The following is a 14969-nucleotide window of genomic DNA, read 5'->3' as shown; positions in this document are numbered from 1 at the left end:
CGATCCAAGGAGACCCACATGGCCGAATTCGTTATCAACCAGGAAGTCAGGACCGAGACCCCCACCGTCGAAGTCACTCTGTCCGCCAACAATGCGTTGCCATTCGGGCGCCACACCTTTCGTCTGGTAGTGGTAGACGATTCCGGCAACAGCTCGATTCCCGATGACGTGATCGTTATCGTCGCCGATACCGAGAACCCGACGGCCGTGCTCAACGCCCCGCGCAGCGTGAACTTCGCAACCAGCTTCAACCTCGACGGCAGCCGATCGTTCGACGCGGGCGGTGGCCGCGTGGTGAGTTATCAATGGACGTACATGGGCCAGCCCTGAGCAGGCAGGCGGAGCCGATGCCATGACCACTTTCGTCAGAGGCCGCACCGTCGAGACCGCCGAAGCCGTGGTGCTGGTCGACGCCGGCCTGGCGGTCGGCACGCACCGCTTCCAGCTGGTGGTGGTGAGCAACGACGGGCGTCGCAGTGCGCCCGAGGTGGTCGATGTGGTGATCTCCCGGCAGGTCATCGTCGAGCCGCAGCCGCCAGTGACGCGGCCACCGCTGACCGAGCCGCCGGTCACCCGCCCGCCCGTCACGACTCGGCCACCCCTTACCCCGGGGGTGACACCGGTCGTCACGCCGGTGGTCCGGCCCGTCGTCACCCCCGTTGTAACCCCCGTTGTTCGGCCGATCCGTGCACCCGCCGAAGCGCGCAAGACAAGGGTGCGAAAGCCCGCCAAACCGAGGAGCGAAACATGAACAGCCCCCTTCGCCCGCCTTCCGACGACCCGCTCTACGCGTTGCCCGAAGCGGCGCGCCCGCACTACGCCACCGGCATGCTCCTCGACGCGGGCGACTTTGCCGACGAGCAGACCTACCATCGCAACCGGCTGGCGCGTGCGCTGGCCTTCGTCAGCGGCGCCGGCGCGCGGCGCCTGCCCGAGGGCCTTGATGCCGCTGCCGCTGGCGCGGCCGGCCTTTTTGCCGGCGGCACCCTGGCCGGTCTGCGCGTGCGCCAGGTGCCGGCGGCCGGCGAGGCGGTCGAGGAAGTTCGCATCGCGCCGGGCCTGGCGGTCGACCGGATCGGTCGCCTGGTAGAACTGCCGCGGCCGGTTTGCCTGCGCCTGACGCGCTGGTTCGACGGCGAACTGGCGCGCGACGGTGGTGACGGTTTGCGCCTCGCCGCGCTCGACAACCCGTCGCGCTTCGCCAGCGCAAGACTCATCGCCGACGGGCCGGCTTTGCCCGCGCGGGCGGTTGTCGCCGACGTTTTCGTACGCTTCGTGACCTGTCGTCAGGCGCTTACGCCAGCCTTCGCCAATGGGCCTTTCGACGCTCTTGACGCGGTCCAGACGTCGCGCCTGCGGGACGCTTTCGAGGTCCATCTGGTGCTTCGCGGCGACGGACTTGACGACGATTTCAACGGTCTGCCACAGCACGACCGCGACCTCTCTGCACTCGCGCCGGCAGCGCGCCGCGACGCCTTGCAGGACGCGGTCCTCGACGGCTGGCCGGATCTCGTTGGTGGCAGCGATGCTGCCGGCGAGCTGCCGGCGGCGCCCGGGCATCCGCCGGGACTCGACCCGACCGCGGTGTTCCTGGCGCGGGTCTTTGTCCCGGTTGCGGCCGGCGACCCGCCGGCACGCAGCGGCGATGCCATCGTCGATAACGGCGGCCGCCGCGTGCTGCCGCACCTGGGGATGCTCGCCGGCGCACTCGGGCTGGGCGGATGAACAGCAAGATCAATGGCGCGCCAAGCGGCGCTCTGGAGGATGAGTCATGAATCTGACCACTGGCGAAACCCGCACCACCCTCGGCTCCGCGGAGGTGGCGCGGCTCAAGGACGCCGGGGCGCTGATCGAAGATCCACGCCGCGAACGGCCGCGCTACTTCGACGGTCGCTTCCTGGCCGCGCGGGATCTGATCCGCGACCAGCAATACATCCTTACCCGCGAGGCCGACCTCGGCCAGGCCGCCGGCAGCGGCGTCGCCAGCGGGCTGGATGTCGAGCGTGGCAGCACTGGCGACCGTGTGAACGTGGCGGCAGGGCACGGCGTCACCGCCGCCGGCGAACTGGTGCTGCTGCCGCGGGCCATCGAACTGCGCCTCGCCGACATTCCGCGCGCCGAGCAGCTGTCGGCACGCTTCGGGCTCGGCAAGCTGCCGCAGGCGCCGCTGCGCAATCGCACCGGCCTGTTCGTTCTGGCGCTGCGCCCCGTTGAATACACCGACACCCCGACCGGCGCCTACCCGACGTCGATCACCGGCCAGCGAAGCGTCGAGGACGGCGATGTCGTCGAAGCGACGGCGATCGTCCTCGTGCCGTGGCAGGACGACGGCGCCGCCGACGCGCTCAACGCCCGCCGCGGCCGCGCGGCCGCGGCGATCTTTGCCGGCGACGGCGCGCGCGGCCTGTCGGCCAACGTCCTGCCGCTGGCCATGCTGGCACTGGCCAACAACGTCGTGGCGTGGGTCGACGAGGCGATGGTGCGCCGCGAACTGGGCGCCGACCGTGCCGACCTGCCGGGTCTCGGTTACGCTCCGCGCGCGCTGCGCCTGGCGCATCTGATCCAGCACCAGGTCCATCTCGCCGACCTCCTGCTGAGCAGCGGCGGGCGCGGCTTTGCGGCGCGCGAGAACTTTCCGCTGTTGCCGTCGGCCGGGCCGGTGCCGGCCGGGATGATCGACAGCCGCGATTTCACGCAGCGCTATTTCCCGCCCGAAATGGCGGTCGATTTCTCGATCATCCCCGAGGACGAACTGCCGGCGCTGGTCGAGGAGTCGCTGTCGCTGCCGCCGATCGACCTCGAGGCGCCGTCGGCGACGCTCGAATCGACCTCGCTATTGCTGCTCGCGCCGATTCCTCGCCATGAATGGCGGGCGGTGAGCAGCCGCCTGGCCACCCGCACGCGCACTCTGCGCCCGGCGGCGATCAATCTGGTGGCCACCCGCAAGCCGCTCGAAATCCTGCAGCAGCTGCGCATTCCGCGCCTGCCGTTGCCGGTCGACACCGGCGACCCGGCGAGCGCCGAGTGGGCACGGCTCGCGGCGCTGCCCAACCTGTGGTTCGTGCGTCGGCGCAATCTCGCCTATCGCGACGATCTGGCCGGTGAGGCGATCCGCCTTGCCGGTCGTGAGACCGTCACGACGATCGGCACGGATACGACGCGGCTCGCCGCGCTGGGCCTCGACGTCGCCAGCAGCCGCGTGTTCGAGCGCGCCACGCCGCGCGCCGCGCTGGAAGTCCAGAGCCTGCTGGCCAGCCCGCGCTTCGCCGCGTCGCCAAGCCTCACCGCGGCTGCTCTCGGCGAACTCGGCCAGGCCGAAACGCTCGACCAGGCGGCCGTTCTGCGGGTCGCAGCGGATCTCTCGGCGCCCGGCGTCGGCGACGGCCTGCTCCGCCTCGAACGCGCGCGTCCGGACACCGTGCCGAGCGCGACGGCGCTCACCGCGATTGCCGATGGTGGCGACTGGCGCACGGCCGATAGCGCAGCTGCAACGGTGAGAACTGCCGAGCTTTCGCGCCTGGCGGGAACGGTCCTGCGCCCGCAGCCGCTCGCTCCGGCCGAGCCCGTGGCGACGACGCCGACGACCAGGCCGACGACAGCGACGACGCCGACGACCCGACCAACGATAGCGACGACGCCGACGACCAGACCGCCGACAGCGACGACAGCGACGCTGACGCCGCGCGCGTCGGCGAACTCGCGTGCCGCGAAGACGCGGGCGATTCCTGCGGCTGCGCCGGACACGCCGCTCCCGGAGGACACCGCAGCCGGCGAAAAAGCCGCCACCACGCCATCGGGCAAGCGTCGCAAGGCGGCGTCCGTCGCAAGCACCGGCCCGGCCACCGGCAAGACCGGCGGCAGCCGCAAATGACTGAAGGAGGTGGATCGTGAGCATCACACCGATCGACAGACCCCTGGCTGGCGAGCATGTCGTCGGCCTTGCGCCAGAGAATGCCGCCGACGCCAGCCGCTGGTGGCTGCGTCGGCCGAACCTGTTTGCCGGCCGTACGCTCACCGCGCCGACGCTGTCCGCTCGTCAGGATTGGGCCGCCCGCCACATCGCCTTGCGTGGCCAGGCTTACACGCCGGGCGTCGTGCGCGGGCTGGAGACGGCCCTGTTCAACAACACGGCAGGGGGGCTTGCCGGCACCCGCCTGGCGCTGATGCAGGGCCAGGGCCTGAGTGTCGATGGCGAGGACGTGCGCGTGCTGCAGGCGCTCGAGGTGGCGCTGGCCGATCTGCCGGTGGTGGCCGACGGGTCGGCTTTTGCCGGCCTGGGCAGCGCCGGTGGCGAGGGGGGGGACGAGCTTGCCAGCACCGCCGCCAAGGTCGTCGGCCCGACACTCGGCACGGTGGTCGCGGCTTTGCCCGATGCGCTGCCCAGGGTCGGCATCCTGCTCCTGCAACCGGTCACCGCCGACCGCATCGGCGAGTTCGATCCCAGCGACCCCTGCGCGCTGGACGGTTGCGGCAAGGGCAACGTGATTTCCTTCGAGGACTGGCGCATCGGCGACGCCGCGCGCCTGCTCTGGTACGCCTGGCCGGAAGAGTTCGTCAGCCTGCCGCCGCTGCCGTCCGGCGCACCCGGACGCTGGCGCAACGAGCTGGCATGGCGCATCTTCGACGCCGAACGAATGCTCGCTGCCGACGAGACCCTGCCTTGGGAGGCCTTCGGCGTGCCGATCGGCCTGGTCGCCTGCGCCAGCGACTGGACGCCGCTGTTCCTCGATCGCGCCAGCGTGGTGCGGAGCGGCGGTCGCGCCCGCTACGGGCGTATGGGGGGGGCCGCCGACAGCCTCGGCATCCACTGGCGGCTGCCGGCGTTGTGGCAAGCGCGCTTCGAACAGCTCGCCGAGCAGATTGCTGCGGCCGCTGACCCGGTGCCCGACGCGGCGACGCTGGCGGCGGATTACGTGCGCCTGCCGCCTTTTGGTCTCCTGCCGGCGCATGTGGTCGACCTCGAGCGCCTGTCGAGCGCTTTCTTCCCGGCCAGTTTCACGCTCGATGCTGCGCCGCTGCCGAGCGAGCAACTCGATGCCGCACTCGCCGAGGCGGCGTCGCTGGCGCCGCTCGACCTGGCGCTGGGAGAGCGCGTGCGCCTGCTGGTACCGGTGCCGCAGGCGGTGTTCGAGCCGCGCCTGCTGATCCGTGAAGTCATCGACGCGGAATTCGCCAGCACGCTCGCCGCTTTCCAGTTGCAGCGCTCGCGCGCACTCGGCGCCCGCCAGGGCCTGCGCACGCGAGCGTCGGTGCTGGCCCGGGCGATCAGCGGCAAGGCGCTGACCGTGCCGGCGATGGCCGACGATCCGCAAGCACTCGAGGCCGAAACGCTTGCCCCCTGGGGCCCGCCACCGGCCGGCGGCGGGCATCGCTCGGGGCTGCGTTCCGGCGTGCACCAGCATTTCTTCGAAGCGGCGACCGAGACGCTGAGCGTCGCCGCCGGCGAGCAGCTCTTTGCCTGGGTGTACCTGAACCCCGACCGTCCGCCGCGCACGCTGATGCTGCAATGGCACGCCGGCAACTGGGACCACCGCGCCTACTGGGGCGAGAATCTCATCGACTGGGGTGCCGATGGCACTGTCGCGCGCGCGCGCGTCGGCGATCTGCCGACAGCCGGCGAGTGGGTGCAGCTGCGCCTGCCGGCGCTGCTGGTCGGTCTCGAGGGGCTCGCCGCCGACGGCATGGCGTTCACGCTCTACGACGGTCAGGCGGCGTTCGCGATGACCGGGGCGATCGCCAGCGGCGGTGCGCCGAGGAAATGGTTCTGCAGCGTTCTTCCCACGGCGGCGCAGCAGAATGGCGACGAGCGCTGGGACTTCATGACCCACAACGATCTGTGGGCGCCGTTTGACGCCTCGGCGGCGGTACTGCCGGTCGATGGCAGCGGCGCGCCGGAGAGCGGCGGGCAGGGCGGTCATACGGAGCCGCCACAGGCCGGCCTGCACCAGCACTTCTTCGAGAATGCCGGCGCCAGCTTCACGGCGGTTGCCGGCGAGCGGCTCTATGTCTGGGTTTTCGTCGATCCGGACAATCCGCCGACGCAGCTGATGCTGCAGTGGCGCAGCGGTACGAGCTGGGAACACCGCGCCTACTGGGGGTTGAGTCGCATCAGCTGGGGAACGGAAGGAACGGCGTCGCGCCGGCGTATCGGCGCCATTCCGCGGCCGGGTCGCTGGCTGCGGCTGGAGGTGCCGCTGGATGCCGCCAGCGGCGTCAATTTGGCCGGCGCGGCCTTGAACGGCATGGCCTTCACCTTCTTCGACGGCGCCGCCGCCTTCGGCCACGCAGGCGCGCTGTCGGCGGCCAATGTCGAGCGGCCGTGGTTCTCCGGCGCGCTGCCGGCCGGCGCCCAGCAACGCGGTGTGTGGCAGTTTCTGCAGGCGCGCGACCTGCGCGCGCCGACCACCGCGGCGGTGAACGGCCAGGTCGAGGCCGCGCTGCGCCTCTACGACAATCCGGCGCTCGCTCATCTCTCGGCGCAGGAGCGCTACCAGATCTTCCAGCTCGGCGTGGAGGGTTTCGTCGCCTATCTCAAGAGTCGCGCCGACCGTGCCGACGATCTGGTCGATTACAACTTCGTCAAGGTGCAGACGGACATCTACCGCGTACGGCAGCTGGTCCTTGGCACCACCGCCGCGACCCGGCTGGCGATCTCGCCGGCGCTGGCGAGCATTGCCCAGGCCGAGACGGCGGTCGCTTCCAGCGAGCGCATCGCGGGTTTCTTCGACGAGCTCAAGAACGCTCCGGCCGCGCCGCGCGGTGGCTCGCCCGCTGCCGCACCGGTCGCCTCGGCACGAGCCGGGGGCAGCGCGCTGGCCGGCGGCAGCGCATTTGCCGGCGGCGGCGCCCAGGCGGTGAATCTCTCTTCGCCGGGTACACAGGCGCTGTTCCAGGCCGAAGGGCTCACCTTCAACGTTGCCGACAGTTCGCCAGCAGTCCGGAACGCACAGGTACGCGACGCGACCAGCGTCCAGCTCCTGGCAGGCAGTACGAGCTTCGTGCCCTTCGACATCACCAACGCCGCGCCGCTGGTCGGCAGGGCCGAGGTGCGCACGGTGAGTATCGCCGAGCGGCTCGAGGCGCCGAAAGCCAACGAGGCCAAGGATTACACGACTTCCACGCGCTACGAAGCGGTGCGCGCGCTGATCGCGCTCGCCGACGCGCTCGAGGCCGAGGACGGTGGCGACAGCGCCGGGCTCTTCGAGAGCATCGCCTTCCACGGCGTGCGCGGCGACCCGGCGCTGTTCTACGACAGCGCGGATGAGGTGGACAATCCCGACCGTCCGCTGCCGATCGTCGACAGCAGCGACCCGGCGGAGCAGAACACGCTCAACAGCCTGCGCCGCAGCCTGCCACTGCGCACCGTGCTCAACCAGCGCTGGCGCTTGCCGCTGATGCTGCAGGCGCCGCGGCGCAGCAAGGTCGATGAGTCGGCCTACTTCTCGGATGGCGCCGATCTCTCCGACAACACCGTCGCGCTGATGCGTCAGCTCGAAGGGCGCATCAAGCTCTACCGCAACGCGATTTCGCTGAGCGAGGCGCTGCTCGCCAGCCTCAGGACCCAGGCCGCCGCACTCGAACAGGGTTTGCAGGGGGTCGCCGAGGATCTCGCCGAGGCGCGCCACGACGTCGCCGTGACGCGTGCGCTGATCGGCGAAGAAGAGGCGCGGCTGGCGGCGATCAACGATCGCCGGGCGCAGATCCTGCGCGATCACGTCAAGTTCGTCGCCTATCAGCGTCCGCGCGAGGCCGAGCTGATCAGCCCGGCGCCGATGCGCCAGCTCGATCCGGGCCTGCTCGAAGCGCCGGTGCCGGCGTGCCTGATGGCGCACCAGGACGCGCCCGACGAACTCGCCGATCTGCTGGCCGTGGTGCGCGAGGCGCCGTCGCGCTGGTTTGCGCGACTGCCGGCGCTGCTCGACAAGCTCGACCGCGTCGATCTGCTGGTCAAGACCATGCAATCGGCCCAGTTGCGCAGCCAGATCATGAACCTGCGGGTGGCGGCGCAGCCGGCAGCGAGCGCCGTGCGCGGCGTCGCCGGGGCGATCGCCGCGCTGCACGGCAAGCAGCTCGCCGCCGTGCAGCAGTTGCGCGTCGCGGCGACGCGCATCGACCCGCTGCTGATCGCCGGGCTGGGTTGGCAGGGCGCGCGCGCCGAGGCCGAAAAAGTGGTCTCGCTCGGCGACCTGGTCGACGGCGAGCACGGCCGCGGCGCGGTCGCCAGCCAGGCCGCCCGGGTGTTCGAGGAAATGTCGCGCATTGCCGGCTGCCTGCACGAGGCCTTCTCGGAAGTTCTGCCGTCGATTCGTCTCGACTGGGCCGAACGCCTGTCGCAGTTCGACGCCACGCCGCAGCTCAGAAACCTCGCCGGTCTGCCCCGTTGGGCCGAGCTGGACTACCCGACGCGGCGACAGCTGCAGGCCTACGTCGACTGGTTGTTCGGGCAAATGAAGACCGGCGACAGCGAGGCCGCGGCGCTGATCAACGACGTCGTGCACATGTGTCTGCTGCTCGCCAGCCACGCACCGGTCAACCGCATCATTTCCGGCCGCCTGCCGGCGCCGGTGACGGCGCTGCCCGGCATTCGCCTGCCGATTCGCGTCAGCGACGGCCTCAAGCTCAGGGTCGGCATGCAGGCGCTGGTGTACCAGGGCGATCGGGTCGTGGCGCGAGCACGGGTCGATGATCTGGCGAGCAGCGAGGTGTCGACCACCGTGCTGCACGTCGAGGGCAACCGTCTCGAGCTGGCTGCCGAGAGCCGGGTGCAGTTCGTCGCTGCCGACAGCCCGCTGGCGATGAGCAGCGCGCGCCTGGCCAGCGTGAAGATCAGGTAAGCGCATGTTCGCCGAGCGCACGGTCCGCCGCCTGTCGATCCGCGCGCCGGCCGATGCCGTCGCGCGCCGCGCCGGCTTCCTGATCGAGGACGCGCTGCGTACGGCCAGCCTGCCGGGCGACGGTGCCGAGCTCCTGCTGCTGCGCCGGCTGCGCCTGCCGCCGTTCACCGCCGCGGCGTCAGCGCAGCAGGTGGCGCTGCGCCTGGAAGCCGTTTGCCGCGCGGCGATCGCCGTCGATGGCAGCGTGGTGGACGACGCCGCACTCGCAGCCGCGCCGGCCGTGCGTTTCGCCGATGCGCTGAGCGCTCATCTTGCGCTGACACGCCTTCTCCTCGCCGATAGTCCGCGCCGGGCGTGGTGTTGGCCGCTGCTGGTCAACGGCTATCGGCCCGCGCTCGGCCGCGGCGCTGCGCTGCGTCTGCTGGCCTTGTCGCTGGCCGCCTTGCCGGAAGCGCCGGCAGCCCTGCCGTGCTGGCTCGCGCTACTGGTCGCCGGCGAGGATGCTGGCAGCGCTGGCGGCGCTGCTTTCCTGCTGGCACTCCAGAGCGACGACATCGCCCGCTTGCAGTCCGCGTGCGATGGCGCTCGCAAACCGCCGTCTCGCGTCGCGCCGGCACGCTGGCAGGCTCTGCTCGACTGGTCGGCCGCACGCCTTGGCCCGGACGATGTTCGCCATCGCTGGCTGCTCGGCATGGCTGCCGTGTGCGGTGTCGCCGGCGATCGAGACGCTCGCCGGGACGACGGCGGCGCTAGTCAGCGAGCCGACGAAGCCTTCGCCGACAGGCTCGTCGCCGGCCATCCCGGCGGCGATGGGGGTGGTGATCAATGGCGCGCCGAAGGAGACGCCTTCGATCCTCCCTCGCCCGCTGCTCGCCGGGCAGCGCCAGCGGCCTCGCCGTCGGCAAGGACAGCGTCCGACTCGCCGCGAGCAGGTGAGGCTGGCGCCGGCCCCGCGCCATTCGCCGTGGCGCAGGAAGCGGGCGCGGACAGCGAGGGGCCATGCGCGTCGGCTGCCGGTCGTTTGCCGGCTGCCGGTTGTTTGCCCGATGCCGGCAAGGTCGTCGTCGCCAGCGAGTCCGCCGCGGCGCGGTCGCAGGCGGTGGCGCCGGCTGCCGGCAACGAGTTACCCGCGCCGCCCGCCGACGCTTTTCCGCCGGCCATCGATCACCGCGCCGCGCCGAGACGCATGGACGCGGCAACCGCCGCTGGCGGCCTGCTGTTCCTGGTGCCCCTGCTCACCCGACTCGGCGTGGCCGACGCCATCGGTGAAGACGCGCGGCCGAACGATCTGCCGCAGCGCATCTTCGCGACCCTGCTGCGGCGACTGCCGATTGCCGACGACGACCCGCTGTGGCTCTTGTGTGCTCTGCCGCTAGAGGCCGACAGCGAGGCCGATGGCGAGGTTGCGCGCTGGCTTGGGCGTTGCCGCAGGCTCTTGCGCCGCGATGTCGGCATCGGTCTTTACTCGCTGGTCTGCCGTCCGGCGAGGATTGCCATCACCGCCACGCACGTCGATGTCTGGCAAGCCATCGACGCGGTCGACCTGCGTGTCCGCCGCGCCGGCCTCGACATCGACCCCGGCTGGGTGCCCTGGCTGGGGCGGGTGCTGCGCTTCCATTACGGGCGGGACGATCCATGAACCGGCCCGAGCATCTGTCCGCGGCGAGCCCAGGCACAGAACATCGGGTGGCCCTGCCGCGGCTCGCCGAACTGGCCTTCGCGCTGCTCTCCACCGACTGCATCGCGGCGCAAGGGGCCGAGGCGACCTGGCTCGGAGCGCTCGGTCGCCTGGCCGATGACTGTGCCGCGAGTCTGGCTCCCGCGGCCCGGGGTCGCGAGGCAGCGGTGCAGGCACTGATCTCTGCCTGGCTTGCCGACCCGCCGGCGCCCGACCGTGCGCTCTACGCACTCGCCGCTCGCGATGGACTAAGCTTGCCCGAAACGCTGGCCACCGCGCTCGCCTGCGCTGCAGAGCTCGTCCCGATGGCCGCGCGCTCGCTTATCTGGCTGCAGCATCCGGTCGGCGGAGCACGCCCCACGCTCGGGCTGCTGGCGAGTTTGTGCGAGCGGCTCGGCGAAGTGCACGCGCTGGCCTTGCTCGCGGAAGGCCCGGCGCGGCGCAGCGGCCTGGTTCAGCTCGAGCCCGAGGAACGGCCCCTGTGCGAGCGCAGCGTGCGCACACCGCTGCCATTGGTGATGGCGTTGGCCGGCTACGCGGGTCGCTTCGACGGGGTAGGCGATGCCGAAGGGGTGCTGCCAATGCTGCCGGATTCGACGCTGGCGGCGGCGCGCAACCAGGCTTCCGGCCTGCGCGAGGACGGCGCCCTGGTGCTGGTACTGCGCAGCGCGGTGCCCGGCGAGGTACGCGCGGCAGCACTTGCGGTGGCTGCCGCGAGCGGGCGCCGCCCGGCCTTCTACGAGGGCGAGCCGCCGCGCGGACTGGGACCGTGGCTGTGGCTGCAGGATCGTCTGCCGGTCTGGCAGGTGACGCTGGCGCCGGGCGAGCGGCGACGCCTTGTCGGGATCCCGGGCTACGCCGGCCCGATGCTCGTCGCCACCGGACTCGAAGGCAGCATCGAAGGCCCGGGCGCGGTCGCCCAGTGGCGCCTGCCGGTGCCGCCGGCCGAAGAGCGTGCCCGATTGTGGCGCGCCGCGCTGGGCGATGACGTGGCCGTCGATCGCCTCGCTGCACATCACCGTCACGGCGCCGGCCGCATCGCCGAACTGGGTCAGGCGGCTCGCTCGGCCGCGGCACGCGTCGGCGCCGCGCCCGGCGTGGCGCATGTCGCCCAGGTGGCGCGTAACGGGGTCGGCGCAGATCTCGGCGCGCTCGCCGAGCTCCTCGATGACGACATCGCCGACGAGGCACTGGTGCTGGCGCCGCTGCAGCGCCAGGCGCTGGATTCGCTGGTCGCCCGCTGCCGCCTGCGCGACACCTTGGCCGCCTCGCTTGGGCTGGCCGCACGGGCGCGCTACAGGCCCGGCGTCCGCGCCCTGCTGGTCGGGCCTTCGGGCACCGGCAAGACACTCGCCGCGGGCTGGCTCGCCACCCGGCTTGGCTTGCCGCTGTACCGGGTGGACCTGGCTTCGGTGACGAGCAAGTACATCGGCGAAACCGAGAAGAATCTCGCCGAGCTGTTCGGCCGCGCCGAGCATGCCGAAGTGGTGCTGCTCTTCGACGAGGCCGACTCTCTGTTCGGCAAGCGCACCGACGTCAAGGACTCCAACGACCGCTTCGCCAACCAGCAGACCAACTACCTCCTGCAGCGCATCGAGAGCTTCGAGGGCATCACCCTGCTGACAAGCAACAGCCGGGCGCGCTTCGATTCGGCCTTTACCCGCCGGCTCGACGCGATCATCGAATTCCTCGCGCCGGGGCCGGTCGAGCGGCGGGCCCTGTGGTTGGCCCACCTTGGGCAGTCGAATACCCTCGACGCCGTGGCGCTCAATCGGCTGGCCGCCAATTGTGATCTCCCCGGCGGGCACATCCGCAATGTGGTGCTCGGTGCCGCGGCACTGGCCGGTGCGCAGGGCGTCGCCCTCGGTGAGGCCGAGTTGAGCGCCGCCCTGGCGAGCGAATACCGCAAGCTCGGCAAGCAGATGCCGGCCGGCGTTGGAGACAGTGGATGAACCTTGTCCTCGACCGCCGCCGTCGGCCCGATGCAGCTCGGCCCGGCAGGCTCCGGGCCTGCGACTGTACCGGCCCGATGGGCTCGTCGGCTTGCAGGAACTGATGGCAGGCGAATCCTGGAGAACAGACGATGACATTCACGACACAGGCACGAGGCAGGATGGCCGATTCCTCAGCCGCGCACGCCAGATCCGAGTCCACGACGGCAACACGCGCCGCCGGCACACCGCGATTCCTTGCGGCGCGCGGAATGAGAGTCTCTCGCCCGGAAGATGCCGGCGAGCGGCAGGCAGAGCGCATCGCCGACGCGGTGATGGCGCCCCACGGATGCCTCGGCTGTACGCCGCAGGCGCCCTGTGCCAGCTGCGCTTCGGGTATCCAGCGTTCGGCCGAGGGGGCCGGGCCGCTGTCGGCGTCGCTGCCCGGGCTGGGCTCGGGTCGCCCGCTCGACAGGTCCGCGCGCGACTTCTTCGAGCCGCGTTTCGGGCGTGATCTCGATGCGGTGCGGGTGCACAGCGGATCGCGCGAAGGAAGCATGGCGCGCTCTTTGGCGGCGCGCGCCTTCACCCTCGGCAACGACATCGTGTTTGCGCCCGGCCGCTACGAACCCGAGTCCGATTCCGGGCGCCGGCTGATCGCGCACGAACTCGCCCATGTCGTCAGCGGCGGCACAGCCAATACCGTTTCTCGCGTGCCTGACGCGGGGGTTGCTGCCGATGCCGGTGCAACTCCGGACGCAGCGCTCGCGGCCGCTGCCGCTGCTGGCCCGACCGACGCCGGCGTGCCCCTGCCGGCAGGCGTTCCGGCAACGCCGACGCCGCTCTTCGACAGCCTTTTCGGCACCTGCCTGACGCCGGAAGAGGGCGTGCGCCGTGACGCCTTCGCGCTGCGCCATATGCACCTCGAGCGCTATATTCCCTCGACCACCTTCGGCATGTTCGACGCCGATTATTTCCCGCTGGTCGGGCTGATGCCGGTGACGGTGAAGATGAAGTTCAATTTCGTCTCGGCCGACAACGCGCCGGGAATGCTTGAATGGATCAGCCGCAGCATGGCTGGCGAAGACCTCAGCCGCTTCTTCTGGAGCGACACGGAAAAGGCGGACTTCAAGAGCGCCTATATCGGTCGTGTCTCGGCGCGCTGGAGCGCCCAGCATACGATGACCTCGACCAAGCCCTGCTGGGATTTTCGCGCGATCCCGCTGGTGACGCCGGTCGAGGTCGCCGACGACGCTTCGGCGCACTACGTGACGACGGTACACAAGAGTCCCGGACCGGGGATCGACTACAAGTCCGCCACCAACGATCCCGACGTGGCGCATCCCGAGCGGCCGGCAACGGCCACCCTCTACCAGTCCGATGTGCGCGAAGAGCCCAACTTCAACAGCGGCAGCGTGGCCACCACCGAGCGCCAGCGCCTGGAGAGCGCACTCGCCGCGGCGGCGGCTTCACCGGTGTTGTTCGGCAACGATTCGGATGTCATCGCTCCGGCAGCACGACCGGCCCTTACCGCCTTCGCCGCTGCGGCCAGGCAGAAGAACCCGTCCGATCCGCTGATCCCGCTCAAGGTCGACGGCTTCGCCAGTCTCGACGGTGACGCCACGCATAACGTCGACCTCTCCGAGAGGCGCGCGGTGGCCGTGCGCAGCTTCCTTGCCGGCCTGGGTGTGACGCAGCCGATCGGCGTCCTCGGCCACGGGCCGGTGGGTGCCGCCGGCGACGCCGCCAACCGCCGGGCCGACATATCGGTGGATCACGCCTTCGAGACGACCTATACCTCCAACCGCTATTCGGTCGGCGAGCACGAGTTCGGTCATATGCTGGGCCTGCCCGATGAGTATCAGAACAACACCACCGGCGTGCTTGGCGCGCAGCAGACGCTCTATTCCGGGCTGGTCACTGCCGCCGGGGTGCCTGGGCCGGCGGTGTGGGGCGTCGATACCGCGAGCCAGATGTCGAACGGCATCGACGTGCTGCCGCGCCATTACGTGACCCTGTGGGAGGCGCTCGGGCGCATGACCGCGCCCGATATCGCTCAATCCGAGTGGAGCATCAGTTGAGCACCCGGGTGGGCTCGGGCGCTGCGCAGCCCGAAATCGAGTTCCGCCGCATTCAGGCGATCAGCTGTCGCGGCAACCTGCGCATCCGGGTGACGCCCGCCGGTGAGCTGTTCGCCTACGTCGAGACGCGGGACTGTCCGCGCGGCCGCCAGTGGAGCGCGCCCTGGCCCGAACAAGCGCTGCGGCGCCTCGACCGCTGGCAGCAGCAGCAGTTGGTCGACGCGCTGCTTGAGGGCGATTTCTTCGCGCTGCCGGACGAGATCGTGACCCCGGGGCGCGACGGTTTCCGCGATGAAATCGACGCCACCCTGGGCGAGCTGCGTCATTCGGTGACGATCGAACGCAGCGCGGCGCCGCCGGCCTTCGCACGCGTGCGCGCGGCGCTGATGGCGCTGGCTGGCCCCCCTTTCAGCGCCTGAGAGCCGAGTCCATGTTGAACATGTAC

At 70.9% G+C, this 14969-nt stretch carries 9 protein-coding genes; all 9 read left to right on the top strand.

Annotated elements, in window-relative coordinates; genetic code table 11:
• The first annotated feature begins 18 nt into the window (after positions 1–18).
• The 9 genes from QZ613_RS12270 to QZ613_RS12230 all read left to right on the top strand — a co-directional run bounded on the left by QZ613_RS12270 (position 19) and on the right by QZ613_RS12230 (position 14943).
• Positions 19–330, top strand: a complete 312-nt coding sequence (locus QZ613_RS12270; protein WP_291903178.1) for a hypothetical protein — start codon at positions 19–21, stop codon at positions 328–330.
• A gap of 22 nt (positions 331–352) precedes the next feature.
• Entirely contained in the window at positions 353–751 is a 399-nt protein-coding gene (locus QZ613_RS12265) for a hypothetical protein (protein WP_291982694.1), read from the top strand.
• Entirely contained in the window at positions 748–1725 is a 978-nt protein-coding gene (locus QZ613_RS12260) for a hypothetical protein (protein WP_291982692.1), read from the top strand. Before QZ613_RS12265 ends, QZ613_RS12260 begins: the two co-directional genes overlap by 4 nt.
• A 46-nt stretch (positions 1726–1771) precedes the next feature.
• Complete coding sequence (locus tag QZ613_RS12255; protein WP_291982691.1) at positions 1772–3871, top strand: hypothetical protein; 2100 nt, start codon at positions 1772–1774, stop codon at positions 3869–3871.
• Between the two features lie 16 nt (positions 3872–3887).
• Entirely contained in the window at positions 3888–8834 is a 4947-nt protein-coding gene (locus tag QZ613_RS12250; RefSeq protein WP_291982689.1) for a hypothetical protein, read from the top strand.
• A 4-nt stretch (positions 8835–8838) separates the two neighbouring features.
• A complete protein-coding gene (locus tag QZ613_RS12245) occupies positions 8839–10473 on the top strand; it encodes a hypothetical protein (protein WP_291982687.1) in 1635 nt (544 codons plus the stop codon).
• Entirely contained in the window at positions 10470–12464 is a 1995-nt protein-coding gene (locus QZ613_RS12240; RefSeq protein ID WP_291982684.1) for an ATP-binding protein, read from the top strand. The genes QZ613_RS12245 and QZ613_RS12240 overlap by 4 nt, the downstream gene beginning before the upstream one ends.
• A gap of 251 nt (positions 12465–12715) precedes the next feature.
• The gene (locus QZ613_RS12235; RefSeq protein ID WP_291982682.1) at positions 12716–14524 is read left to right on the top strand and encodes a DUF4157 domain-containing protein; all 1809 of its coding nucleotides are present in this window, start codon (positions 12716–12718) and stop codon (positions 14522–14524) included.
• Complete coding sequence (locus QZ613_RS12230; protein WP_291982680.1) at positions 14521–14943, top strand: hypothetical protein; 423 nt, start codon at positions 14521–14523, stop codon at positions 14941–14943. Before QZ613_RS12235 ends, QZ613_RS12230 begins: the two co-directional genes overlap by 4 nt.
• Positions 14944–14969: the final 26 nt, after the last annotated feature.

It is taken from the genome of Candidatus Accumulibacter sp. ACC005 (assembly GCF_907163215.1).
GTDB lineage: Bacteria > Pseudomonadota > Gammaproteobacteria > Burkholderiales > Rhodocyclaceae > Accumulibacter > Accumulibacter regalis.
Note: the sequence above shows the minus strand (reverse complement) of the source record. Positions and strands in the feature narration are given on the sequence as shown.

Excerpts from the sequence above, each read along its gene's own strand:
- QZ613_RS12255 (WP_291982691.1), top strand. The coding sequence starts at position 1,772 with ATGAATCTGACCACTGGCGAAACCCGCACCACCCTCGGCTCCGCGGAG.
- QZ613_RS12270 (WP_291903178.1), top strand. The coding sequence starts at position 19 with ATGGCCGAATTCGTTATCAACCAGGAAGTCAGGACCGAGACCCCCACC.
- QZ613_RS12260 (WP_291982692.1), top strand. The coding sequence starts at position 748 with ATGAACAGCCCCCTTCGCCCGCCTTCCGACGACCCGCTCTACGCGTTG.
- QZ613_RS12240 (WP_291982684.1), top strand. The coding sequence starts at position 10,470 with ATGAACCGGCCCGAGCATCTGTCCGCGGCGAGCCCAGGCACAGAACAT.
- QZ613_RS12265 (WP_291982694.1), top strand. The coding sequence starts at position 353 with ATGACCACTTTCGTCAGAGGCCGCACCGTCGAGACCGCCGAAGCCGTG.
- QZ613_RS12235 (WP_291982682.1), top strand. The coding sequence starts at position 12,716 with ATGAGAGTCTCTCGCCCGGAAGATGCCGGCGAGCGGCAGGCAGAGCGC.
- QZ613_RS12245 (WP_291982687.1), top strand. The coding sequence starts at position 8,839 with ATGTTCGCCGAGCGCACGGTCCGCCGCCTGTCGATCCGCGCGCCGGCC.